This is a genomic window from uncultured Allobosea sp. (genome assembly GCF_945956895.1).
Classification (GTDB): Bacteria; Pseudomonadota; Alphaproteobacteria; order Rhizobiales; family Beijerinckiaceae; genus Allobosea.
In genome coordinates this window covers 80,434-104,340 of sequence record NZ_CAMFJF010000014.1, presented here as the reverse complement: position 1 = coordinate 104,340, position 23,907 = coordinate 80,434, and the positions used below count along the sequence as shown (strand labels likewise).

The 23,907-nt window shown below is 66.0% G+C and carries 25 protein-coding genes; 10 read left to right on the top strand and 15 right to left on the bottom strand.

The genetic code is table 11. The annotated features are described in order from the left end of the window. Window positions 1-54: 54 nt before the first annotated feature. The 6 genes from Q0Q02_RS11150 to Q0Q02_RS11125 all read left to right on the top strand — a co-directional run bounded on the left by Q0Q02_RS11150 (window position 55) and on the right by Q0Q02_RS11125 (window position 5,212). Window positions 55-1,305, top strand: coding sequence for a tyrosine-type recombinase/integrase (locus Q0Q02_RS11150; RefSeq protein ID WP_293809362.1), 1,251 nt, complete (start codon window positions 55-57; stop codon window positions 1,303-1,305). A gap of 87 nt (window positions 1,306-1,392) precedes the next feature. After that, complete coding sequence (locus Q0Q02_RS11145) at window positions 1,393-1,713, top strand: hypothetical protein (protein WP_293809360.1); 321 nt, start codon at window positions 1,393-1,395, stop codon at window positions 1,711-1,713. A gap of 173 nt (window positions 1,714-1,886) precedes the next feature. Further along, on the top strand, window positions 1,887-2,417 hold the full coding sequence (locus tag Q0Q02_RS11140) for a ribonuclease H (RefSeq protein ID WP_293809358.1): 531 nt from the start codon (window positions 1,887-1,889) through the stop codon (window positions 2,415-2,417). Further along, on the top strand, window positions 2,417-3,097 hold the full coding sequence (locus Q0Q02_RS11135; protein WP_293809356.1) for a ParB N-terminal domain-containing protein: 681 nt from the start codon (window positions 2,417-2,419) through the stop codon (window positions 3,095-3,097). The genes Q0Q02_RS11140 and Q0Q02_RS11135 overlap by 1 nt, the downstream gene beginning before the upstream one ends. Window positions 3,098-3,632: 535 nt before the next feature. After that, entirely contained in the window at window positions 3,633-4,376 is a 744-nt protein-coding gene (locus tag Q0Q02_RS11130; RefSeq protein ID WP_293809354.1) for a recombinase family protein, read from the top strand. 446 nt (window positions 4,377-4,822) lie between these two features. Next, window positions 4,823-5,212 (top strand): RidA family protein, encoded by a 390-nt coding sequence (locus Q0Q02_RS11125; protein WP_293809352.1) that lies wholly within the window; start codon window positions 4,823-4,825, stop codon window positions 5,210-5,212. Here the strand turns inward: Q0Q02_RS11125 and Q0Q02_RS11120 are convergent. Genes Q0Q02_RS11120 through Q0Q02_RS11110 form a run of 3 tightly spaced genes read right to left on the bottom strand, consistent with a single transcriptional unit; the run spans window position 5,191 to window position 7,532 of the window. After that, a complete protein-coding gene (locus tag Q0Q02_RS11120) occupies window positions 5,191-6,408 on the bottom strand; it encodes a cyanate transporter (RefSeq protein WP_293809350.1) in 1,218 nt (405 codons plus the stop codon). The genes Q0Q02_RS11125 and Q0Q02_RS11120 overlap by 22 nt on opposite strands. 4 nt (window positions 6,409-6,412) lie before the next feature. Continuing rightward, entirely contained in the window at window positions 6,413-6,886 is a 474-nt protein-coding gene (locus Q0Q02_RS11115) for a nucleoside deaminase (RefSeq protein WP_293809348.1), read from the bottom strand. A 13-nt stretch (window positions 6,887-6,899) separates the two neighbouring features. After that, complete coding sequence (locus tag Q0Q02_RS11110; protein ID WP_367275029.1) at window positions 6,900-7,532, bottom strand: ankyrin repeat domain-containing protein; 633 nt, start codon at window positions 7,530-7,532, stop codon at window positions 6,900-6,902. A 233-nt stretch (window positions 7,533-7,765) separates the two neighbouring features. On the opposite strand from Q0Q02_RS11110, the gene Q0Q02_RS11105 reads away from it, so the two are divergent. After that, window positions 7,766-8,623: a LysR family transcriptional regulator gene (locus Q0Q02_RS11105; protein WP_293809347.1), complete on the top strand. Its 858-nt coding sequence runs from the start codon at window positions 7,766-7,768 to the stop codon at window positions 8,621-8,623. Window positions 8,624-8,630: 7 nt separating this feature from the next. On the opposite strand, the gene Q0Q02_RS11100 is transcribed toward Q0Q02_RS11105, so the two are convergent. From Q0Q02_RS11100 to Q0Q02_RS11060, 9 genes are all read right to left on the bottom strand, one after another. Further along, window positions 8,631-9,536, bottom strand: coding sequence for a DMT family transporter (locus Q0Q02_RS11100; RefSeq protein WP_293809345.1), 906 nt, complete (start codon window positions 9,534-9,536; stop codon window positions 8,631-8,633). Between the two features lie 71 nt (window positions 9,537-9,607). Next, complete coding sequence (locus tag Q0Q02_RS11095; protein WP_293809343.1) at window positions 9,608-10,897, bottom strand: ArgE/DapE family deacylase; 1,290 nt, start codon at window positions 10,895-10,897, stop codon at window positions 9,608-9,610. A gap of 178 nt (window positions 10,898-11,075) precedes the next feature. Continuing rightward, a complete protein-coding gene (locus Q0Q02_RS11090; RefSeq protein ID WP_293809341.1) occupies window positions 11,076-12,683 on the bottom strand; it encodes an ABC transporter ATP-binding protein in 1,608 nt (535 codons plus the stop codon). Beyond that, window positions 12,680-13,516 carry an ABC transporter permease gene (locus Q0Q02_RS11085; protein ID WP_293809339.1) on the bottom strand — a complete coding sequence of 279 codons (837 nt, stop codon included), beginning with the start codon at window positions 13,514-13,516 and terminating at the stop codon, window positions 12,680-12,682. Before Q0Q02_RS11085 ends, Q0Q02_RS11090 begins: the two co-directional genes overlap by 4 nt. Further along, window positions 13,513-14,490, bottom strand: coding sequence for an ABC transporter permease (locus Q0Q02_RS11080; RefSeq protein ID WP_293809337.1), 978 nt, complete (start codon window positions 14,488-14,490; stop codon window positions 13,513-13,515). Before Q0Q02_RS11080 ends, Q0Q02_RS11085 begins: the two co-directional genes overlap by 4 nt. A 168-nt stretch (window positions 14,491-14,658) precedes the next feature. Then, a complete protein-coding gene (locus Q0Q02_RS11075; protein ID WP_293809335.1) occupies window positions 14,659-16,227 on the bottom strand; it encodes an ABC transporter substrate-binding protein in 1,569 nt (522 codons plus the stop codon). Between the two features lie 124 nt (window positions 16,228-16,351). Beyond that, entirely contained in the window at window positions 16,352-17,146 is a 795-nt protein-coding gene (locus tag Q0Q02_RS11070; RefSeq protein WP_293809334.1) for a hypothetical protein, read from the bottom strand. Window positions 17,147-17,260: 114 nt separating this feature from the next. Continuing rightward, window positions 17,261-17,869: a helix-turn-helix transcriptional regulator gene (locus Q0Q02_RS11065; RefSeq protein WP_293809333.1), complete on the bottom strand. Its 609-nt coding sequence runs from the start codon at window positions 17,867-17,869 to the stop codon at window positions 17,261-17,263. Window positions 17,870-18,055: 186 nt separating this feature from the next. Continuing rightward, window positions 18,056-18,829, bottom strand: coding sequence for a GntR family transcriptional regulator (locus Q0Q02_RS11060; protein ID WP_293809331.1), 774 nt, complete (start codon window positions 18,827-18,829; stop codon window positions 18,056-18,058). Window positions 18,830-18,899: 70 nt separating this feature from the next. On the opposite strand from Q0Q02_RS11060, the gene Q0Q02_RS11055 reads away from it, so the two are divergent. Together Q0Q02_RS11055 and Q0Q02_RS11050 are read left to right on the top strand one after the other, a co-directional pair. Continuing rightward, on the top strand, window positions 18,900-19,841 hold the full coding sequence (locus tag Q0Q02_RS11055) for a PfkB family carbohydrate kinase (RefSeq protein ID WP_293809329.1): 942 nt from the start codon (window positions 18,900-18,902) through the stop codon (window positions 19,839-19,841). A 120-nt stretch (window positions 19,842-19,961) separates the two neighbouring features. Beyond that, window positions 19,962-21,101, top strand: a complete 1,140-nt coding sequence (locus tag Q0Q02_RS11050) for a hypothetical protein (RefSeq protein ID WP_293809328.1) — start codon at window positions 19,962-19,964, stop codon at window positions 21,099-21,101. A 322-nt stretch (window positions 21,102-21,423) separates the two neighbouring features. Here Q0Q02_RS11050 and Q0Q02_RS11045 read toward each other — a convergent pair whose 3' ends face one another. From Q0Q02_RS11045 to pyrF, 3 genes are all read right to left on the bottom strand, one after another. Next, the gene (locus tag Q0Q02_RS11045; protein WP_257733845.1) at window positions 21,424-21,732 is read right to left on the bottom strand and encodes a DUF1330 domain-containing protein; all 309 of its coding nucleotides are present in this window, start codon (window positions 21,730-21,732) and stop codon (window positions 21,424-21,426) included. Window positions 21,733-21,735: 3 nt separating this feature from the next. Next, window positions 21,736-22,023 carry a DUF1330 domain-containing protein gene (locus tag Q0Q02_RS11040; protein WP_291655227.1) on the bottom strand — a complete coding sequence of 96 codons (288 nt, stop codon included), beginning with the start codon at window positions 22,021-22,023 and terminating at the stop codon, window positions 21,736-21,738. Window positions 22,024-22,125: 102 nt separating this feature from the next. Continuing rightward, on the bottom strand, window positions 22,126-22,833 hold the full coding sequence (gene pyrF / locus Q0Q02_RS11035; RefSeq protein WP_293809325.1) for an orotidine-5'-phosphate decarboxylase: 708 nt from the start codon (window positions 22,831-22,833) through the stop codon (window positions 22,126-22,128). A 179-nt stretch (window positions 22,834-23,012) separates the two neighbouring features. On the opposite strand from pyrF, the gene Q0Q02_RS11030 reads away from it, so the two are divergent. Next, window positions 23,013-23,777, top strand: coding sequence for a sulfite exporter TauE/SafE family protein (locus tag Q0Q02_RS11030; RefSeq protein ID WP_293809324.1), 765 nt, complete (start codon window positions 23,013-23,015; stop codon window positions 23,775-23,777). Window positions 23,778-23,907: the final 130 nt, after the last annotated feature.

Here is a 23,907-nt window from a genome sequence, read left to right as displayed (position 1 = left end):
ATAGCCTTCGCCGCAACCTTTATCTTCTGGCTCAATCAATGAGTCCTGAGCCTAATGATCCCCCTCGCATCGGAAGGCGGCGGGAGCGTAGCGGCGCTCTCTGGATCGACCATCGCGACCCTGGAGCGACGTGTTGGCCCGTTCGTGGATCAAGTGCTGGCGAAGCATGCCTTGACGGTGGCCAGCGACACCCGCGCTGCACTGCTACTATGGACAGCGCGAGACTTGGTGAAGGCGGCCCGCCGCATCGCCGGCATGGCGGAAGGGGACTACTCCCCCGATCCGGATGCAACCCGGCGCCCAACTTTTTCCAGCCCATCAACGAAGCCCCCGCCGGTGTCGGCCGCGCGGGATGAGAAGCAGGGCCGCTTTGCCCTATCTCAAGTCATCGCGGACTACTTCACGGAGTTGCAGGACGGCGGAAGGCGAGCGGACCGGGGACGCATTGCGCGGAAGCGGTGGCAGCCAATCTTTGACGCTTTCGCGGAACTGATCGGAAAGGACGACATCCGCGATATCGAGCCGACCGATGTGGTTCGCTGGAAAGATCATCGCATCGCCAGCGGCATCAGCACCAGCACGGTGGCCAAAGTGGACTTGCCGGCCCTCAAGGCAGTCTTTGGATGGGCGGCCAGCAACGGCCGCATTCCTAGCAACCGGGTACAGGTCCGGGTTACAGCTTCACGCGCCCCGATCACGCGGGAAAGGGGCTTTACCGACGCGGAAGCCGAGACCGTCTTGTCCACCGCCCTTTCGCGGAAGGCAGGCCCGCGCGAACTCTTACAGACCGTTGCAGCATTCCGCTGGATGCCGTGGCTCTTGGCGTATACCGGCGCCCGTGTTGCGGAAATCGCCCAACTCAGGAAAGAGGATATCGACCTGAGCGCAAAGCCCCCGACATTGCGGATCACCCCCGAGGCAGGCAGCGTCAAGGCGAATGCATTCCGCATTGTCCCCCTGCACCCCCACTTGATGCAGCAGGGTTTCGGGGCCTTCGTGAAGGGCAGCAAAAACGGGCCGCTGTTCCATGTGGCGGGAACGAAGGCCAGCACGATCGCCGGGAAGATCACCGCAGCCGTGCGGAAAATCGTACCGGATAAGGCCGTGCAGCCCAACCACGGATGGCGACACCGCTTCAAGACCATCGCGAGGGAGCGCGGCTTTGATCCCCGGATCGTGGACGCCATCCAAGGCCATGCGGCCAGGACGGCGGGCGAAGGGTATGGTGACGTGACACCCAAGGCGATGATGTCAGGTGTGATTAGCAGAATTCCCGCCTACAAGACAAAATCCGCCACGTCTTAAGACTTGACCTGTAATCTATCCGCCCCCCACCCTGGCGACGGGTAAAGATACCTTCCTCTTGGCAATAATTAGCGCAAGGAAGCTATCATGGCCGCCACACTTTTTGTCCCTGGAATCTCTCTTGATCTCATTTGGCCCTCCCCGAAGGACGGTCACGATACGCTCTGGACTTTCTTGCTACGCGAGGCACCGGCGACGCTGGCCCTAGCCCCGGCGACCGCCGACGCCTTCGCGGATGAGATGGCCGACGCGGCCCATTGGGCGGAGCAGGCCGGCATCGCTCCCGTTGAGAACGGCGCCACCGTCGCCTATCCGACCTTCATCTGGCGCTGGGCGCTGTTTCCGTCGAGCGCCCCGAAAGCGGCGCCACGTAAACACTGGCGCGATAGGGGCCAGCCTCCCCAGTAAGGCGAAACAAGCGGCACGGTGAGGGGGACAACAATAGCCCAACACAACTCCGCCCGCTGCCTCTCCGGCGGCCGGCTGCGCCGTAAGACCCTGCCTGCCGTCGTCTCAAAGTAAATGCGACAGGCAGGGCCGGCGTCCCCATCTCTCATGGCCGCGAGGCCAACTTTCAATTCATGGAAAAGCACCACAACTTTAGACGCCCCGGCAGCCCCCTTCAGCCTGCCGCAATTACCTATCGAGAGAACCCCGACGATAAGGCCCTTGCGGCCTACTCTGACGGGTCGTCACTCGGAAATCCCGGCCCCGGCGGGTGGGCCGTAATCATCGTCAGCCCGGAGGGCAAAACCCGCCTCTGTCGCGGAACGATCCAGAACACCACGAGCGGCCGGGCCGAGCTTTTGGCCGCCATCAACGCGCTCCTGGAACTTCCTAGAGGGACACCCGCTACCCTGCGGACGGATAGCCAGTATGTCTCGGAAGCGGTGAACACCCACCGCCGCCAATGGGAAGCCAGCGGATGGCGAAACGGCAAGGGCCTGCCGATTGCCAACAACGACCTGTTTGCCGCCTTGTTCGCCCTTGTGGACGCCCGTCCCGGCGTTGTCGTCGAATGGGTGCAGGGCCACGCTCACGACCCCCACAACGCCCTTGTGGACCGCTTGGCGAGAGCTGAGGCGGAGAAGGCCCGCGCGGAGCGGCACTGATGGAAGTCGTATCCATCCCTATCAGCAGCATTGCGAAGCGGGCGGAATGGCAGGTCCGCAGCGGGCTCGATAAGGGCGCCGTCCGCCGCTATCAGGACGCCTATATCGCCGGGAGCAATATGCCCCCAGTGCGCTTAGCGAAGACCGAGAACGCCCTTTTCGTGATCGACGGATGGCACCGCCTCGCCGCAGCCGGGAGAGCGGGCCTCGACATGATCGACGCCACGATAGAGGCGGCGAGCAGCGCGGAGGCGGCATGGCTTGCGGCGGAGGCCAACCTTTGCCACGGCGTTCCGCTCAAAAGAGGGGAGCACCGCAAGGTGTTCAGAGCGTTTATCCGGGCGGGGAAGCACCGGAGGGGGAAGAACCTGATACCCTATCGGGAAATCGCCAAGGCCCTTCACGGCGTCAGGGCGCACACGACGATCCGCAATTGGATGCGCGAGGATTTCCCGATTATCGCGGAAGCGTATGGCCCGGCCGAGCCGCACGGGAACCCCGGCGCCGACGCGACATGGGCGATCCTCTCAACATCCGATCTCAGTGCCGCCTTGGAGCACCTGCATAGTCTTGCAGCGATCCGCGATGCCCTCCCCACGGCACAGCGGGAGGCGCTTACGGGCGCCATCCGATACCGCCTCGGGCCGGAATGGGAGACACCGGAACCAAAGGACTTCTAACGGCCTGTTCAATTTGAACGTCCGCTATGAACAACGCGGGGCCTATCGCTCTGCAATGTCTCGCAAAATCGGCTCCATGCGGCGCTGTGATTTTCCCGGTTTCCGCATAGTTGGCGCAAAAATCTGTTAGGCGGCCCTCGACAGGGGAGGAACTCGCGTTTCCCCCTGCCGGCCCCCTTCAGCCCCAGTGGTCAAACCAGGGCCATCTTTCAGGAACTCCCTTGCGCGGAGCGGCCCCGCCGGTCGCCAGGACGGCCGGCCTTAGCACGGCCAAGGGCAGCACCATGGGAGCCGAGGGCCGCCGCTACGCACCATCGCGTTGGCACTGCTTACCCCATCCGCCGGCCTGAGTCAGATTGCCGCAACAGATGTCGTTGCATCGCCGCGACCTTATCCGTATCGTTTCAATCAACGTCCGATGACTGAAACGTTATGGAGAGCGGGATGGAACTCGCAATCGCCTATCTGCTGTTCGTCAGCGCCGCTGTGCTGGTCGTCGCTGGCATGGGCAAGCTGCGCTACTGAGGGGCTTGCGATGGCAAACGGGGCTTTCGTCGCCTACTATCGGGTCTCGACAGCGCGACAGGGCGCATCGGGGCTCGGCATTGAGGCTCAACGGGACGCAGTCTCGCACTACCTGAACGGCGGCGATTGGCGTCTTGTAGGGGATTTCACTGAGGTTGAGAGCGGCCGGCGCTCGGACAGGCCCGAACTCGACCGCGCGGTTGCCATGTGTCGGCTTCACAAGGCGGCGCTTGTGGTCGCGAAGGTCGACCGGCTTACACGGTCCCTAGCATTCCTATCGCGACTGTTGGAGGCCGGGATTGATGTGCGCTTTGCCGACCTGCCCTCCATAGAAGGTCCCACCGGGCGCTTCATGTTGCAGCAGATGGCCGCCGTAGCTGAGTTGGAGGCGGGAATGATCTCCTCGCGAACAAAGGCTGCCCTAGCTGCGGCCAAAGCGCGTGGGAAGAAGCTCGGCGGGCACCGGGGCGCCATCCTGAGCGCCGGGGCCAGACAACTCGGCACCGCACGGCGGATCGAACGGGCGCGAGAGAGGGCCGATGACCTTACCCCGGCAATTGCCAGCCTGAGAGCAGACGGGGCCAGCAGCCTTCGCGAGATCGCAGCGGGGTTAACCCGGCAGGGCATCCCCACGGCCGCCGGTAAAGCCCAATGGACCGCCGCGCAGGTCGCTAGGGTTCTTGCAAAGGCATCAAAGCTCGCGTCAGGGCCGGATGAATTCTCCCCCCGCACCAATCAGCGCCCCGGTCCCTAGCAGACCGAACATCGCGGCCTCACCCCAGCCGTAGCCCTTCAATCGCAGGGCCAACACGGCAACCGCGAACACGAATATCGTGATGATTTGAAGCAATCGAACGTCCCCAGCGCATTTCGATCATGCCATGCCGCTGCGGAAAGTGAAGCCTGCGAATGGCAAGACCATCTGCCAGACCGATTGTTTTTTTTGCGCCGGCCGCTAGCGACGTGAGACACCCCTATGGTACACAACCTACCTGAAACTGGCGAACGCATCCGGTAATATCAGCTACTTAGGACTGCCTCTGAGGTTTTCAATCCTCTCTCGCAGCACCAGCCTTCCTCACGATATCGACGCTTGGCTTCCGGCAGTCTTCGCTGACTGGCATCACTCCTTTGTCATCGGCTCGCATTCCTCTGCGCAGAACCGTCTTCTAGGATGGCTCGTCACCGACGGAGCCTGCCATGCCCAAGCGCATCATTACCTCTGACCGCATCCACAAGGGCCGCCTGCCCTTCGCCCAGGCGACGGTCGCCGGCGGCTTCATGTTCGTCTGCTGCGTCGGAACCGACAAGGAGGGCAAGCTCGCGATCGGTGATCCCCGGGCTCAGACCCAGCAATGCATCGACAATATCAAGGCGCTGCTCGAGGAAGCCGGCGGCAGCCTCGACGATGTCGTGAAATGCACGGTCTATGTCACCGACCGCGCCTATTGGGAGCCGATGAACGAGGTCTATTTCGCCAATTTCGCCAAGGCGGCGCCGCATCGCGTCTCCTGCATCGTCAACGGGCTGGGCTCGCCGCATTGCCTCGTCGAGATCGATGCCACCGCCTATCTCGGCGACAACGCCTGATCTGCGGCTGGCGCAAGCCGCATCGCGCGGGCGTAACCGCGCGGCGCGAAGCGCAGCGCCATCAGCCCCGCCAGCACAGCGCAAGCCAGATGCATCAGCCAGCCGGCGGTGAAGCTGCCACCCGCATCGCGCAGCAACGTGACGATCCAGGGCGGGATGGCGGAAATCAGGAAGCCGCCGCCCTGCATCAATGCCGAGAGCGCTCCGGCATTGGCGGGATTGTCAATATGGTCGAGCGCCACGATCAGGAACAGCGCGAAACTCGCCCCGAGTCCGATACCGATAGCCACCGCCCAGCCGGTTGGCGCGGCAAGCGGCCACCAGGCGAGGCCAGAAAAGCCAATGATCTGGCAGGCGAGCGCGAGCCAGATCCAGAACCGGCGATCGGGATTACGGGCAGCCAGCGCAGGGATGCCGAGCGCCGCTACGGCTTGGCTCGCCGCCGTCACCGCCAGCAGGCCGCCGCTCTCAGCGCCTGACCAGCCCATCGCTTGATAGGAGGGTGCGAGCCAGGCGACGATGGAGGCATAACCGCCATTCACCAGCCCGAAGCAGATCATCAGGAGCCAACTGCGCGGGCGGCGCAGCAGCGCAAACGTCGGCAGCCCGCCGCTCTGCCCAGATCGACCGGATGGCAGGGCCACCGCCGAAACCAAAGCTGCCATTGCGGCCGGCAGGGCGATCCAGCCGAGGCCGAGATGCCAGCTGCCGGAGCGATCCGCGATCAGCGGCGAGAGCTGCGCGCCGAGCGCGCCGCCGCCCATCAGCATCGCCGAATAGAGCCCCATCACCACCGCGACCCGGCCGGGAAACGTGGCTTTGACGATGCCGGGGAAGATCGATTGCACCACGGCGACGCCCAGGCCGCAGAAGGCCGCCGTCACGATCAACGCCTCACCGCTCGTGGTGACCAGCCGCAGAGCGGCGGCCGCACAGAGGATGCAGAGCGCACCGACCACGGCAGTCCTTGCGCCGAGCACGCGCTGGAGCCAGGGGCCGGCAAAGGCGCAGACACCCATCAGCAGCATCGGCACCAGCGTGAACAGCGAGAGGCTGCCAAAACCCAAGCCCGTCGCGGCCCGTATCTCCACCGCGAGAGGGCCGATGCTCGTCAGGAAGGGGCGCAGGTTCAGGCCGACCAGCACCACGGCCGTGAGCAGAAGCGCCCGTGAAGCGCCGGATCGTGCAGGCGTCATGGCTTCAGGCCGGCCCCGCCTGGCGCCGCTTCCATTCGGCATAGAGATCGGGCCCGGTTTCGCGGCGGACCGGTACATAGGCGATCTTCATCGACTGCTCGGCGAAGGGTTTCGCCAGATCGGCATAGATCGCCGCCGTCGACAGGCCGAAAGGTGCGCCGTCGTCGTTGGAATAGGCGTAATAGACCTCGCTGACGCCGGAGAGCCGCATCGCCGCCATGCACATCGGGCAGGGATGGCCGCTGGCATAGACCGCGCAGCCGGCGAGGCTGGGCGACGCGAGCTTGCGGCTCGCCGCGCGCAAAGCCGTCATCTCGGCATGGGCGGTGGGATCATGGGTCGCGATGATCTCGTTGACGCCGGTCGCGACGACCTCGCCATCCCTGACGACGACCGCGCCGAAGGGCCGCCCGCCCTGCTCCATATTGGCCTGCGCGAGCTCGATCGCCTCGCAGAGAAAGCGCTGTGCCTGGGACATGCTCTTCTCCCGTTCAGCGGCCGCCGGCGGCAAGCAGGATCTGCTGCATCTTCTGCTGGCCGCGGCTGCGGGCGTGCTGGAGTGGGGTGACGCCGTCGCGATCGGCGAGATTCACATCGGCGCCGGCCGCGAGCAGGTCCTTGACGATCTGCTGATGCTTCTCGCCGCCATCGCTGAGGATGATCGCCTCCAGCAGGCCGGTCCAGCCGAGATTGTTGATGTGATCGACCTTGACGCCGGCCGCGATCAAGGTGCGGACCGTCTCGACATGGCCGCGCTCGCAGGCCGGAATCAGGGCGGTGCCGCCATAGCGGTTGGTGCTCTTCAGGTCGGCGCCATGTTCAAGCGTCAGCTTGAGGATCGCGAGGTGCCCGCGCGCGCCGGCATAGAGATAGGGGCTGTCGTTGATGGCGTCCTTGGCATTGACGTCGGCGCCGGCCTCGATCAGGGCGCGGGCGGCGTTGACGCGGTTCTCATGGGTGGCGACCAGCAAGGCGGTCTGGGCCCGACTGTCGCGCCCGTCGACGGCGACGCCCTCGGCGAGGAGCCGCTTGATCGTGGCAACGTCGTCCCTGGCCGCGGCGGCGTGCAATCTGGTGTCGGTCATGGCTTGTCCGAAGGCTGTCTGCGGGCCGAAGGCCAGCAGGAGAAGAACGAAGGCGAGGATCGGCGAAAATCGGGTCAATTCCGTCTCCCTCGGGAAGCGCGGGCGGCATCGGCCGGCGCGGCGTCATCCCTGTCGACTTGGTCGAAGCAAGCTCGCCTTGCTGTTCAGATAAAGACCGCATCGTCCATCTGAAAATTAAATATCTGGATATCGTTCAGTGGCTTTGCGAATATCGGGAGCATCTCCGCTCCAGACACGCGCCGCCGGCTCCGATGCTCGACCCTCGCCTGCTTCGCTCCTTCGTCGCCGTCGCCGATACCGGCAGCTTCACCCAAGCGGCCGAGCGGCTCAACATGACGCAATCCACCGTCAGCCAGCAGCTCGCGCGGCTGGAGGAGGCTGTGGGACGCGGATTGATCGACCGCTTCGCCCGCCCGGTTCGCGCCACGGCCTCGGGCGAACGGCTGCTCGGCTATGCCCGGCGCATCCTGACGCTGCAGCAGGAAGCAGAGACCATGCTCGGCGATTCCGCCGGCACCGCCTCGATCCGCATCGGCGTGCCCGACGACATCGTGACCGGCGCCATGGCGCAGGTCTTCGCCGGCTTCACGCGGCAGCATCGCGAAGTCCGGCTCGACGTGGTCGCGGGCCTGAGCCGCGAGTTGACACGGCGCTACCGGGCCGGCGAGTTCGACATCGTCATCGTCAAGGAGCCGTCCGCCAGCTCCGACTACCGCGCCAGCTATCCCGAGGCGATGGCCTGGTTCGAGAGCGCGGACGCTCCGGAGAGCTGGCCCGAGCCGATACCGCTGGTGACCTTCCCGCCCGGCGGACTCTACCGCGACGCGATGTTCGAGCGGATCGAGCGCGAGCGGCAGCGCTGGTACATCGCGCTGTCGAGCAGCAGTCTCCACAATGTCATCGTGGCGGTCGAGGCCGGGCTCGGGCTCTCACTCCTGCCCGTCGGCACCACGACCGGCCGCCGAGTCAGGCCCTATGCGCCCTTCGGCATGGAGCCGGCGATGGTGGTCTCGGTCTATTCCTGGGAGAAGGGCGGCCTCATCGCCGAGCTGGTCTCGGCCATGAGCGCGGTGCTGGCGCAGCGCTACAGCATTCCCGGCCCGAGTTGAGCGAAACTCAAGCGCGACGGGCGGGGACCAGGATCGCGCCGGAGGCCGCAATCACGAGACAGAGGCCGAGCCAATCGGTCGGCGTCGGCCGCTCGCCGAGCAGCAGCACCGAGCCGAGCACGCCGACTGCCGGCACCATCAGCGTGCCGAGGCTGGCGATGCCCGCCGGCAGGCGCGCCACCACCGTGAACCAGAGGAAATAGGCCAGCGCCTGCGCGCCGATGATGTGGAAGCTCAGCGCCGTCAGCACACGCGGCGAGAGCAGTTTCGGCACCGGCAGCCCCTCGAAGACGAGCATGCCGATGCCGGCGACCACGCCGCCGATCAGCAATTGCCAGGCGGCGATTGTGAGCGCCGGGGCCGAGACCGGCCAGCGCTTTGTCACGATCGTGCCGAATGCCCAGCTCACCGCCGCGCAGAGCGCCAGCATCAAACCGAAGGACAGTTGCCCGGCGAGAATCAGCGGCAGGCCGAGGCAGATGAGGCCGGCAATGCCAAGCGCGAGCCCGGCGAGGCGCCGGCCGTCGAAAGCCTCGCCCAGCACGAAGCGCGCGAGCAGCGTCGCCCAGATCGGCATGGTGAAGGTCAGGATCGCCGCGCGCGAGGTCGGCGCTGCGAGCTGCGCGAAGGCGAGCAGCACGTTGAAGGCGGCGATCGAAAGGAAGCCGGCCACGACCAGCCGCGGCCATTGCCTACGCGACACGGCGAGCGGGACGCCGCGCCCCAACGCGACGGCGACGAGGACGAGCCCGGCGAAGCTCATGCCGGCGGCGCGCAAAGTCCAGGGCGCGATCTCGATCAGCGATATCCGCACCGCCGGCCAGTTGAAGCCCCAGAGCAGCCCGAGCAGGGGAACGAGCAGCAGCGCCCTGCCCGGTCGCCCCGCGCCCTCGCGGACGCGCGGCGATCCCATGTCTTGCTTCAGCGTCGGAGGCTCCGAAAACCGGTTCCCACTTTTCGGTCCGATGCCCGGCTTGCCCGCGCTCACCCCTCGATGCTTTCGAGCCCACACCATTCGGCGACGAAGAGCGCCATGGCGCCGGTGATGCGCTTCACCGAGGCGAGGCTGACGCGCTCGTCGAAGGCATGGATGTTCTCACCCATCGGGCCGTAGCAGAGCGCCGGGATCTTGTCGTAGAGCGCGTGGACGCGGGTATCGAGATAGGCCGCCGTCATGAAGCTCTTCAGCGGCTTGCCGAGCGCGGCTTCATGGGCGCGGCCGAGCACGGCCTCCGCCTCGCTGCCGGGCTCCAGCACATAGCCCTCGGCCCAGAAGCCGTTGAAGGTGACCTTCGGGGGGTTGTTCGCCAGGAAGGAATCGCCACGCGCGGCCTCGCGGATGCAGTCCTCGATGCGCTGCGCCGTCTCCTTGGCGGTGACGCCCGGATAGAGCCCGACGCGGCAATCGACCCGGCACCAGCAGGGCACGGAGGAGGCCCAGTCGCCACCCTCGATCTTGCCGATGTTCAGGTTGATCGGATGCGGATCGTCCTCGAAATGCTCGCGGCCCGCCTTCTCGATGTTGAACTGCTCCTCGAGCTTGCGCAAAGCCGCGACGACGCGATAGGCGGCGTCGATCGCGTTGGCGCCGGTGCCCATCTCGCGGACATGGGCGGGGATGCCGCGCACCTCGAACTGGAACCAGAGCACGCCCGCATTGGCGCGGGCCAGCATCTCATACTCAGGTTCCGGGATCAGCGCAGCCTCGGCGCGATAGCCGCGTAAGTGCGTCATCAGCGCACCGTTTCCGGTCGATTCCTCCTCGACGACGGATTCGACATAGACCGTCGCCGCCGGCTGCATGCCGATGCGGCGGAGCGCATCGAGGCAGAAGAGATTGGCGGCGGAACCTGCCTTCATGTCGGCGCTGCCGCGGCCATACATCCAGTCACCCTCGATCACGGGGTCGAAGGGCGCGTGCTTCCATTGATCTGCGGGACCGGCCGGAACGACGTCGACATGGGCCTGCAGGATCAGCGAGCGGCCCTTCTCCTCGCGGGGGCGATGGATGCCGACGACGATCGGGGCTTCGGAATGCGTGTCGGAGAAAGGCGCGCCGCCGGGATGGGCCGCGATCGCCTCCCTGTCCATGGCGAAGCGGTCCATGGTGAAGCCGCGCTGCTTCATGGCGCGGAAGATGAAGTCCTGGACCGTGTGCTCCTGCCCGCGGGTCGAGGCGAAGCGGACCAGTTCCTGCGTATAGGCGACCTGTTCGTCGAAGCCCGCCTCGACGGCGGCGAGGATCTTGTCACGCAAGGCGGGATCGAGAGGCATGGGCAGGCTCCGGCAAAAAGGAAGATCGATGACCACCCAGCCCTCATCCTGAGGAGCGGCCGTCAGGCCGCGTCTCGAAGGATGGTCCAGAGCGCGCTGGAGCATCCTTCGAGACGCCGCTCACGCGGCTCCTCAGGATGAGGGCTGAGAATACGAGACGCGACGCAACCCGCGACTATTAGTGCCCGAAGCGCCCGCCGCCCGGCACCGCCGCCAGCAGCTGCCGCGTATACGCGTGCTGCGGGTCGGCGAAGATCGCGGCGGTCGGCCCGCTTTCGACGATGCGCCCGCGCTGCATCACCGCGATGCGGTCACAGATCTGCGCGGCGACGCGCAAATCATGCGTGACGAAGAGAATGGCGAGGCCGAGCCGGCTCTGGATATCCTTGATCAGCTTGAGGATCTGCGCCTGCACGGAAACGTCGAGCGCCGAGACCGCCTCGTCCGCCACGAGCACGTCCGGTTCGAGAGCGAGCGCCCTTGCGATGCCGACGCGCTGGCGCTGGCCGCCGGAGAATTCATGCGGGTAGCGATCGATGGCATTCGCGGAAAGGCCGACGAGCTCCAGCAGCTCCTTCGCCTTCGCCAGCGCCTCCTTGCGCGGCGTGCCGTGGGCGACCGGGCCGTCCGAGATGATGCGGCCGACCGTCTGGCGCGGGTTCAGCGAGGCGAAGGGGTCCTGGAAGACCATCTGGATGCGCTTGCGCTGGCGGCGCAGTTCGGCGGGCTTCAGTTCGGAGAGGACGAGATCGCCGAGCGCGATGCGGCCGCGATCCGGCTCGATCAGGCGCAGGCAGCAGCGCCCGACCGTCGACTTGCCCGAGCCGGACTCGCCAACGAGGCCGAGCGTCTCGCCGCGAACGAGCGCGAAGGAAATGTCGTCGGCCGCCTTGACCTCGCGCGCGACGCCGAAAAGGGAGCGCTTGCGATAGGTCTTGCCGAGCCCCTCGACACTGATCACCGGCGCGGTATCCGGCAGCGGCGGCAATTCAGCCGGCGTCAGCGAGGGCACCGCGGCGAGCAGCTTCTGCGTATAGGGATGCTGCGGAGAGCCGAGCACCTGATCGGCCGTGCCCTCCTCGACCAGCACGCCCTTCTCCAGCACTGCGATGCGGTCGGCGATCTCGGCGACCACGCCCATGTCATGGGTGATGAAAAGCACGGCCGTGCCATGGCGGTGGCGGAGATTGTCGATCAGCTTGAGGATCTGCGCCTGGGTGGTGACGTCGAGCGCGGTGGTCGGCTCGTCGGCGATCAGGAGCTTGGGTTCGAGCGCCAATGCCATCGCGATCATCACGCGCTGGCGCTGGCCGCCCGAGAGTTCATGCGGATAGGCCTTCGCAAGGCGCGGCGGATCGGGCAGGCCGACCTCGGTCAGGAGCTCGATGGCGCGGGCGCGGCGCGTCGCCTTGTCGTGCAGGCCATGGGCCGCGAAAGTCTCGACGATCTGGTCGGAGATGCGCATGACCGGGTTGAGCGAGGTCATCGGCTCCTGGAAGATCATGCCGACCTCGCGGCCGCGCACGTCCTGCATCGCCTGTTCGTCGAGGGCGAGAAGATCGCGGCCCGCGAGCCTGATCGCCCCGGCGACCGGCTTCACCGCCTTGGGCAGTAGGCCCATCACGGCATGGGCGATCATCGACTTGCCGGAGCCGGATTCGCCGACGACGCAGAGCGTCTCGCCGGGCTGGATGGCGAGCGAGACGGTCTCGACCGCATTGGTGCGGTCGGCCATCGCCGGCAGTGCCAGCGTCAGGCCTTCGATGGAGAGCGCGGGAGCGGTCATTCGCGCCCCCGAGCCAGACGCGGGTTCAGCGCATCGTTCAGCCCCTCGCCGGCGAGATTGAGCGCGAGCACGGTCAGGAAGATCGCGAGGCCCGGGAAGAACGAGATCCACCAGGCGTCGAGCAGGCGCGTGCGACCGGCGCCGACCATGTAGCCCCAGCTCATCAGGTTGGGATCGCCGAGGCCGAGGAAGGAGAGCGAGGATTCCAGCAGGATCGCCGAGCCGATCATCAGCGAGCCCATGACGATGATCGGCGCGATGGTGTTGGGCAGGACCTGGCTGAAGATGATCCGCGGCGTCGACTGGCCGATCGTCACCGCCGCCTGGACATATTCGCGACTTCGCAAGGAGAGCACCTCCCCTCGCACCAGTCGCGCCACGGGTGGCCAACTGACGACGCCTATCGCGAGCACGATCGAGCCGAGCTGCGGCTGAAGGATCGCGACCAGCACGATCGCGAGGGCGAAGGAAGGAATGGTCTGGAAGAACTCGGTGAAGCGCATCAGCGCGTCATCGACGAAGCCGCCGGCATAGCCGGCGACGGCGCCCAGCGGCACGCCGATCACAAGCGCGACCAAGGTCGAGACAACGCCGATCATCAGCGAGACGCGCGCGCCATGGACGAGGCCGGCGGCGAGGTTGCGGCCGAGCGTGTCGGTGCCGAGCGGGAAGCGCTCGTTGACGAAGGGCGCGAGGAAGGGCCGCGCCACCGGGCGCCAGGGCGATTGCGGATAGAGCGTCGGCGCCAGGATCGCGAAGGCGACGACGGCGAGCAGGATGAGGATACCGATGACGGCGCCGCGATTGCGGGCGAAGCGCTTGAGGAAGTTCATGCATGCGCCTCGATGCGCGGATCGACGATCCGGTAGACCAGATCGGTCGCGATGTTGAAGCAGACGACCATCGCCGAGGAGACGAAGAAGACGCCGAGCAGGACGGAATAGTCGCGCTGGACCAACGCATCGAACATCAGCCGGCCGATACCTGGCCAAGCGAAGACGGTTTCGGTCAGGACGGCGCCGCCGACGAGCTGGCCTGCCTGCAAGCCAGCCAGCGTCACCACCGGCAGGATGGCATTGCGCGCGACATGCCGGCGCCAGACTCTGGCCTGAGAGACGCCCTTGGCGCGGGCCGTCTTGACGAAATCGGCACCCGCCACCTCCAGCATCGAGGCCCGCATCATCCGGGCATAGAGCGCGGTGAAGAACAGGCCGAGCGTGAGCGAAGGCAGGACGAGGTGCTGGCCGATATCGAGCGCCCGCGCCAGGCCGGTATAGTTCGCGCCGATGGTTTCGTAGCCGACATTGGGCACGAGCCCGAGCTTCAGCGCGAAGACGATCTGGCTCATCAACGCGATCCAGAACAGCGGCGTTGCGTAGAAGGCCAGAGCCAGCGTGGTGATCAGACTATCCGACCATTTGCCGGCCCGGCGCGCGGCGAGCGCGCCCATCGCGGTGCCGACGACGAGCGAGACGAGAAAGGCCGCGCCGGTCAACAGCAATGTCGCCGGCAGGCGCTCCATGATCAGGCTGAGCACCGGCTGCTGCTGACGATAGCTGAAGCCGAGATCGAAGGTGAGATAGCCCTTCAGATAGATCCAGAGCTGGGTCAGGAAGGGCTGATCGAGACCGAAGCGCGCGCGCAGCTGTTCGAGCAACTGCGCATCGGCGGCGCCGGCCTCGCCGGCCAGCACCTGCGCGGGATCGCCGGGTGCGGCGCGGATCAGCAGGAAGTTCAGCACGGCGATGGCGAAGAGCACGATGACGCCCTTCACGAGCCGGCCGGCGAGGAATTGCGCGAGGTTCATTCAGGACTTTCGTGAAGCCTGTCATCCCGCGCGCGCTGCGGCGCGAAGTGCCGCCGCGCAGACGCGGGACCGTCATCAGGATAGGGCGGCCTCGAAGGCCAACCCCGATACGATCCCGGATCGCTGCCTTGCGCCGTCCGGGATGACGCGCCTTTTCGAGCCCGCCGTTTACTCCTTCCAGGCGTCGCGGAAGCCGTCATCGACGCCGATACCGGTGGTGACGAGGTTCTTGACGTTGCAGCGGTAGATGGTCGGGAAATCCATCTCCAGCAGCCAGAGCACCGGCAATTCGTCGGCCAGAAGCTTCTGGACCTTGGTGTAGAGCTCCTGGCGCTCCTTGTCGGTCGGCGCGATCGCCGCGTCGGCGAAGAGCTTGTCGACCTCCGGATTGGAATAGCCGCCGACATTGGCGAAGGGATTGCCCTTGGCGATGTTGGAGGAGATGTAGGAGCGCGCCACGCCCATGGCGGGGTCGCCAAGCTGGTAGAGGAAGTTGAAGTTCAGATCGAAATCCCAGTTCGACGCCTTCTGCGTCCAGCCGGGCACGTCGGTGTTCTCGATCTGCACCTTGACGCCGACATCCTCGAGATTCTGCTTGATCGCCTCGGACCAGCGGCTCCAGGTCTCGCCATAGGGCAGGTTCAGGAGCTTGATCGTCTCGCCCTTGTAGCCGGAGGCCTTGATCAGCTCCTTCGCCTTGGCGGGGTCATAGGCGTATTTCGGCACGTCGCCCGAATAGAACTTGGTCTTGGACGAGATCGGCCCGGTCGGCAGCTTGCCGAGGCCGCCCCAGACCACGTCCTTCCCGAATTCGCGGTCGATCGCGTACATCAGCCCCTGGCGGAACTGCTTGTTGCCGAGGATGCCGTTGCGCACGTTGGGCGTGAGCCAGGCATGGGGGGCGAACATCTCCCAGCCCTTGGTCGTCATGCAGGTATTGGGCAGCTTGGAGAGGCGCGCGACGTCGTAGACATCGACGGAGCCGCCGGTCAGCACGTCGACCTTGCCCGTCTCGTAGGCAACGGCGCGGGCGGCTGCATCGGGAATGATCTGCCAGTAGATCTCGTCGAGGTTCGGCTTGCCCTTCAGCCAGTAGTCCTCGTTCTTGACGAGGTAGATATAGGAGCCCTTCTTCCACTCCTTGAGCTTGAACGGGCCGGTGCCGATCGGCGTGTTGTTGGCCGGGTTCGCGCGGTAATCGGTGCCGTCATAGATATGCTTGGGAATCATCGGCGCGGAGGCGACCTCCTGCGTCATGATCATCGGGCCGAAGGGCTGCTTCAGCGTGATCTTCACGGTGAGATCGTCGACCTTCTCGATCTTCTCGACCTGGGCGTTGACGATCGGGCGCCAGCGCGGATGCACGTCGCGCAGGAACTTGTCGAGGGTGAAGACGACGTCATCGGCCGTGAACGGCTTGCCGTCATGCCATTTCACGCCCTCCTGGAGCTTGAAGGTGTAGGTCTTGGCATCCGGCGAGATTTCCCAGCTCTTGGCGAGCGAGGGCTGCGGCTCGAGCTTCTCATTATAGCGCAGCAGCGACTCGTAGATATTGCCGGCGACCATGTTGGTCGGGCCGTTCTGGTTGAGGCCCTGCATCAGCATCGGCGGCTCGGGCTGGACGACGACATGGACCGTCCCGCCCTTCTTCGGCTCCTGGGCCGCCACGCCGCCCAAGACGAAAACCGACGCCGCCAGCGCCAGACTCACCCGCAATCCCGTCATCCCACGCACCATCTGCCCGTTCCCCTGCCTCGTACCGAGATCATATCGTTTGAATCGGGCCTCGTCGGACCGGACCGGCGCCATCGCACCCGATCCCGCGCCTCTTGGCAAGCGGCGCGCCAACTGCCCGGATGGATCAGCGCGCCATGCTCGCCAGCGCATCCCGCATCGAGGCGCTGGAAATGCCGAACAACCCGACATAGTGCGACTCGAGATCGGTGATCACGAACATCACGGTCGAGATCGAGACGATGCCGATCGCGAGCACGATCGCGGCGAGCCGCCGGCGCGGGATCTGCAGGCCGAAGCTCAGAAAGACCAGCATCAGCCAGAAGGTCAGGATACTCGTGAACAATGGCGAAGCCGGGCCGCGCACATCCTCGATCACGGCCCAGCGCCGCTGCTGCACCTGCTGATAGACCGAGCGGCATTCCCCGGCGACATTGGCTTGGAACGTATCGGCGGGGACGAGGCCGTTGATCGCCCGGCCGACCCGGGCGATCAGGGCGCCGAGCGACGGATCGGCGCCCTCGCGCGCCATGGCGCTCGTATCTGGATAGGACACGCCAGCGGGCTTCGGCTCCCGCGGCCAGGTGCTGGCGATCACGCCTGCGGTGTAGCCGCGCAGGTCGAGGCGAATCGACTCCACCCCTGCTCCGTAGCTGCGCAGACATTCGTCGAGCTGGGCGAGCTGGGCCGCGTCGGCATTGCGGTCGCGATAGGCCTGATCGAACGCCCCTTTGACGCTGGAGAGCTGCAAACTGAGCACGAGGGCGGCGAAGGTCACGAGCAGGCTCGTCACCAGCCGGATCGCCTCCATGGTGCGTTCGGAGAGATGCTCCTCGGACAGCCTGTCGCGCAGCTTGACGCCGAAGATGGCGCTGCCGCTCATCAGCGCGCAGAAGAGGAAGGCTGCCAGCGCCTCGGCCATGGTCGCGATTGCCTCCGGACAGGTGCGGTTGTGTCCACATGCCGGTCCAGAGGGCGTGCGATGGCGGATTATGTCAACAGCACGGCAGTAACCTGTGCCGCAAAAACCGCGCGCTCAGCGGAGTTCCTCGACATAGGTCGCGACGAAGCGCACGAGTTCGCTCTGTCGGGCCGTTCCGGTCTTGGCGAAGAGGCGCTGGAGATGGGTACGAGCCGTGGTCGGCGCTATGCCCAGCCGCTTGGCGGCGATGATCGTGTCGAGCCCCTCGACCATCAGGGCGAGCATGCGCTCCTCGGTCGGCGTCAGGCCGCAGGCTTCGCTGACCCAGGCGACATTGCGGTCGATCGCGCTCTCGGGGTCGTCCACCGTCAGGACGAAGAGTTCGATGCTGACGAGATGGACGGCGTCGACGGCGACCTGCCGCCCGTTGCGCAGCACCAACGGCAGCCGCGTCTCGCCGGCCGCGCTGCCATTGCGGCAGCGCTTCAGCCAGACTTGCAACCGCGCCATGAAATCCTTGTCGCTGGCCGTGAAGCGATCGAGACCGCCCAGGCCGTCACGGGCGAGCGCTTCCGCGCCACGGTTGCCGAAGCGCTGGTTCAACTCGGCATCGATGACGAAAACCGGCTTGGAGGCCCGCCCGAAGGCCTCGGGAGCCATGTCATGGCGCGGATGAAAAGGGGCGTAGCTCATCCTGCCGACAATCGAAACGTGAAGCGACATCGCAATATCCATCCCTGCAATCGAAGGATCGCCGCGCCCGTCGCTCAGGAAACCCGAGGCTCGCCGAATGCGGTTCCGTTCTTCTTGGTCGCGCCGGACCGCGAGCAGGTTCAACGCCGTTCGATTTTGGACTTCCGTTGGATATCGCATCGGGAAAGTCGCGATGGGTTCTTCCACCACAGGCCGTCAGGCGGTCAGCGTCAGCCGGTAGGTGTAGGTATCGCCCCGGAACAGGCCCTCGACATATTCGAGCATGTCGCCGTCGGCGCCATAGCTGCGCCGCTTGATCAGCAGGCAGGGCACGGGAGCATCGAAGCCGAAGATGGCGCATTCTTCGGCCGTCGGAGCGGCAGCCTCGATCATCTGGTCGCAACGCGTCAGCGGCAGGCCGAGTTCGGCGAGCCGGGCATAGACCGAACCCGAAAGATCGCTCTCGGCCAGTTCGGGCAGGCGCTCCAGGTTGTACCAGGCGACTTCGCGCGACATCGGAATGCCGTCGCCAGAGCGGATGCGGACCAGCTTGAGGAAGCGCGCATGCGAGGAATGGCCGAAGATCGAGGCGATCGAGCGGTCGCTGACCACGGTCCGTTCGACGATGCGGGAAGATGGCACGCGCCCGAGCTCCTGCATTTCCTCGGTGAAGCCCTTGAGCCGATCCATGCCGGAATGGAGGCGCGGCCCGGCACCCTGCACGATCGAGCCCAGACGTCCCTGCGCGCTCAGCAACTTCCGTTCGCGCAAGGCGTTGTAGGAGCGCTGCACAGTGGTGCGGCTGATATTGAGCCGTTCGGCGAGTTGTCGCTCCGCGGGAAGCGTCGTGCCCGGTGGCAAGGTCCCGTCGCCGATCAGCTGGGACAGCTGGTCTTCAAGCTGCTGGTAGAGCGGCTTGGCAGTGTCCGAGCGCAGCTCCAGCAGGTTCTGGAAGGGCGGCTTTGAAAGAGGCGGCTTAGGGGCTGTCATCGTTTGCATGAGCGTGACACAACCGGCGTAGCAGTTCGCGAATGGGAAAATCAAATCCCCGGAGACTGTCATGGTCGGCAAAGCCGTTTTCGTGCTCGGGAGCTTCGTCGTCGCCTGCACGGCGAAGGTCTCCCGCTTCCCGCGGCCGGGGGAATCTCTGGCAGCCGAGATCGTGACGATCGAGCCCGGCGGCAAGGGGCTGAACCAGGCGATCATGGCGCGCCGCCTCGGCGCCGAGGTCGACGGCCTGCTCGCAGTCGGCGACGACCTCGCCGCCAGCTTCGCCCTGCCCGCGCTCGAACGGGCCGGCTTGCCGCAATCGATGCTGCTGCGGCTCACGGGCAGCACCGGTAGCGGCATCGGCTTCACGGACGCGCGGGGCGAGACCTGCCTTGCCATCGCTCCCGGCGCCAACTTCGCCCTCTCGGCCGAGCATGTCCGACAGCGGGCACCAGCCATCGCGAAGGCGGCGCTGGTGACCGCGCAGTTCGAGATCGGCGATGCACCGATCGAGGCGGCCTTCGCCTTGGCCCGGCAGGCGGGTGTTCCAACCCTGCTCAACCCCTCGCCCTTTCGTGCGATCCCCGCGGCAATCCTGGCGCTGACCTCGATCCTCGTCGTCAACGAGACCGAAGCCCGCAGCCTCGCGGCAGCGCTCGGCCGGGATGAGGACGGAGCCGCCGAGCCGCAGCACTTCGGAAAGGCGTTCGGACCCGCCCTGCTGAAACAGGGGCCGCAGTTCGTCGTCCTGACCCGGGGCGCGGCCGGGGCCATGGCCGTGGCGGCCGACGCCGCTCCCGTCATGCAGGAGGGATTTCGGGTCGAAACCGTCGATTCGCTGGGGGCCGGCGACGCCTTCGCCGCCACGCTGGGCATCCGGCTGGCAGCGGGGCGGCCATTGCCGGACGCGCTGCGCGATGCGGCCGCAGCCGGTGCCCTGACCACCATCCGGCATGGCGTCTTCGACGCGCTGCCGACGCTTGCCGCCATCGAGGCCTTGAGCGGCCGGTAAAGCGGGTAGGAACCCGTCAAAGTGTTTGGAATGCTTTTGGACTTTTCCTGAGTACTCCATGCTGGTAACTTCGAAAGAGCACACTATGCGTGCGCCCTCCGTGGCTAGCCGGGATGTCTCATGCCGCGCCCCGATGTCGATGCCGTCATGTCCGCCATCGACCGGCTGCTCGCCGGAGCGATGGACGAGGAGCAGATGCAGACCGCCGCGGAAACGATGCGGCAGCTGTTCAATGGCTCGAAAGCCTGCTTCGCGGGTTTCGGCCCCAGTCCCGAGGACTGGGCGTCTTATGCGAGCAATCCCGACCCCGCACTGCAGGAGCGCTGTTTCGGCGAATTCGCCCCCGACTTCGTCGAGGTGGGCGACGCGCTGCGCGACATTCCGCTCGGCGTCGTCTACCATGATCACGACGTGTTCGGCGCGGAGGCCTTGCGTAGCACGCGCGTCTGGCAGGAATGGATGCGTCCGCAGGACATGTATGGCGGCATGGCCTGCCGGCTCGCCAAGAACGGGCAAGCCTTCTGGTTCTTCGACGTACAGCGCGGCCGGGAGCAGGAAGGGTTCGATGCCGAAGATGTCGCCCTGCTCGAAAAGCTCTATCCGGTGCTGCGCCGCGTCATCGAATTGCGCCGCCATATCGGCCGGGTAACCATCCAGCGGGACGAAGCGCGCGGCGCGCTCGACCGGATCGCCATGGGCATCGCGATCCTCGACCAGGACATGCGGATCGCCTACGCCAACGAGGGCGCCGACGAGATTCTTGCCGACCCCGACAGTGCGATAGGCCTGCGCCAGGGCCGCCTCTTCGCACGCCAGCCGGCCGACCAGCGCCAGCTCAAGCAATTGGTCGAAAACACGCTGCGGAGCGCGCAGGACCCCCTCGCCCATCATCAGGCCAGCATGATCCTGCGTGGCGAGGACGGTTCTCATTCGCTTTCGGCCTGCGCCATGCCGGCGCCCTCCTCCGCCGCACAAGCACATACGGCAGGCAAGGTGCTGATCGCGCTGCGGCGGCTGGAAACGGCGACCAATCTCGTCGCCTGCGCGCGCCAGCTCTTCGACCTCACCGACGCCGAAGCCAAATTCGCTTCCGCGCTCGCGAGCGGCTCCTCCGTGACGGACGCGGCCGAAGCCCAGGGCGTCCGGATCTCGACCGCACGCACGCATCTGGCGCGCATCTTCCAGAAGACGAACACGCGCCAGCAAAGTCAGCTCGTCTCACTGCTGCGCAACGCGGCGCTCCCCCTGCGCCCGCGCTGAAATATCGACGTCGGGACTGGATTGGGACGAATTCACGCGCCTGCCCGGCTCGCACGCCTGCTATCCCCTCCGCCAGATCACCAGGGGGAACCTAGGGGAGCTCTCGCGCGCCTTTCGTCATCCAAATGGCGGAGACGACCACGACAGTGCGACGGAGTCTGCCTGCAAAGGCAAGCGCTGCCTATCGCTGATCGCTTCCATCGCGATCGGCATTGCGGCGGCCGGGGCGGCAATCCGCCAATTGCGGCTCTTGGCAAGAACGCGAGGTCGTCCCGGGCGACCAAAGGGAGACCCGGGATGACACGGCACGCAGGTCAGGCGTCTACTCGCCCGGCTGCGGGCCGTCATAGCCGCCGATGATGACGAGGTCGGACTGGCCGGCGGCGCTGAGATGCTTCACCGCCTCCTGATATTCAGGCGAGGCGTAGCAGGCACGGGCCGTCTCCTCGTCCTTGAACTCGATGACGACGTTGTGCTTGCGGCCCTCGCCGCGGGCGAGCTTGTATTCGCCGCCGCGGACAAGGAACTTCGCCCCGTATTTGGCGAAGGCCACGGCATTGAGCGAGCGGTACTTGGCGTAGGCCTCGGCGTTCTCGACGTCGACCCGCGCGATCCAGTAGCCCTTGGCCACGGCTCAGGCCCCTTCCACCGCGACGAGATCAATCTCGCCGGCGCCTTCGCGCAGCTTCCGCGCCTCGGCATATTCAGGCGAGAACAGGTAGGCGCGCGCCGAGGCGAAGTCGTTGAACTCGATGATGATGTTGCGGGCGCGGCCTTCGCCCTCGCCCACCGTCATCTGCCCGCCGCGCACGATCGGCGTGCCGCCATAGATCTTCATGACCTCGGAGGCCTTGGCGGCATAACCCGCCCACTTGGTCGCGTCGGAGACCTTGGCGCGGCCGATGACATATCCCTTGGGCATGGTGCTATCCGTCGTTTGAATCGGGTCTGAGGCTATTCTTTTGTCCGGGCATCGGATTGATCCGAAAAGTGGAAGCCACTTTTCGGTCCGATGCTCCGGAGCTTACGAAGCCGCGACGATCTCGTCCATGACCGCGCCTGCCGCCGCACGCGGGTCTGCCGCGCGGATGATGGGACGCCCGACGACGAGATGATCGGCGCCGATGCGGATCGCCTCGGCCGGCGTGAGCGTGCGCTTCTGATCGCCCGCCGCGCTGCCGGAGGGGCGGATGCCGGGCGTGACGATGATCATGTCCTTGCCGATCACCTCGCGCACGATTTCCGCCTCGGCGGCCGAGCAGACGATGCCGTCGATCCCGGCCGTACGGGCCTGTTCGGCGCGCAGGCGCACGAGATCGCGGACCGCGAGCCCGTAGCCGGCATCGCGCAGGTCGCCATCGTCATAGGAGGTGAGCGCGGTGACCGCGAGCAGCTTGAGGGCGGCATCGCCGCGCCCCTCTACCGCGCCGCGCATGGTCTGCGGATAGGCATGGACGGTGAGGAAGGTGACGCCGAGCTTGGTCAGCGAGTCCACGCCCTCGGTCACGGTATTGCCGATGTCGTGCAGCTTGAGGTCAAGGAAGACCTTCTTGCCCTCCGCAACGAGCTGGCGCGCGAGGTCGAGCCCGCCGGCGAAAGCGAGGCGGTAGCCGATCTTGTAGAAGGTGACGCCGTCGCCCAGCGTCGAGACGAGGCGGTAGGCATCCCATACGGTCGGCACATCGAGGGCGACGATCAGGCGGTCGCGGACATCGTTGATCTTCTGGTTCATCAACCGGCTCCCTGAGTTTCGAGGGAAGGCGCACGATTCGAAGGAGGATGCAAGCGCGAGAACGGCAGCTACGATGCGTAGGACATCCTTCTACGCATCGATGCCTTGCCAACAAATCTGTTCCCGCCCTCAGGCCAATCCTCTAGGCCTCACGCTCCGTTCTTCCGGAGACGCCGACGATGTCCTTGGCCGCCCTGATCGGGTTCCTGCTGCTGACCGGCATGGCGGCCTATGTCCAGACGCTGACCGGCTTCGCCTTCGGGCTGATCACGATGGGCGGCGTCGGCCTGACCGGGCTGCTCTCGCTGCCGGATGCGGCGATGCTCGTCAGTATTCTCACACTGGTCAACGCGACGCAGATGCTGCTCAAGGGCTGGCGCGATGTCGACTGGCGCAAGTTCGGGTTGGTGCTGATCGCGAGCTGGCCTTTCCTGTTCATCGGCTTCCATCTGCTGGGATGGCTCGCCGCGAGCCGGGCCGACTGGCTCAGGCTGGCGCTCGGCTTCGTGATCATCATCTCCAGCCTGCAGCTCGCCCGCAAGCCCGAGCCGCTCAAGCGCCCCTCGGAAGCGCCGAGCTTCCTGTTCTTCGGCAGCATCGCGGGCATCATGGGCGGCATGTTCTCCACTGCCGGCCCGCCACTCGTTTACCACTTCTATCGCCAGCCGATGCCGCTCGTCGTGGTCAGGGAAACGCTGGTCACGATCTTCGCGCTGAACGCCCTGTTCCGCACGGGGCTGGTCGTCGCCACCGGCCAGATCCCCGCGCCATCGACGCTGTCAGGGCTCTTCGCCATTCCGGCGGTGATGCTGGGCACACATCTGGCGCGGCGCTATCCGCCGCCGCTCACGCAGGCCGTGATGCGGCAGGTCGTGTTCCTGCTGTTGTTCCTGTCGGGCGTCTCGCTCGGCGCGCCGGCCGTCACCCACATGCTCGGCTTCTGAAACCTGCAGCCTTGCGGCGACCAAGCCGTCATTCTTGGGCGAAGCGAAGCATCGACCCGAGAATCTCGTGAGGAGAAGGGCTGGTTTCCGAGATGCCCGGGTCAAGCCCGGGCATGACGACGGTAGGCGG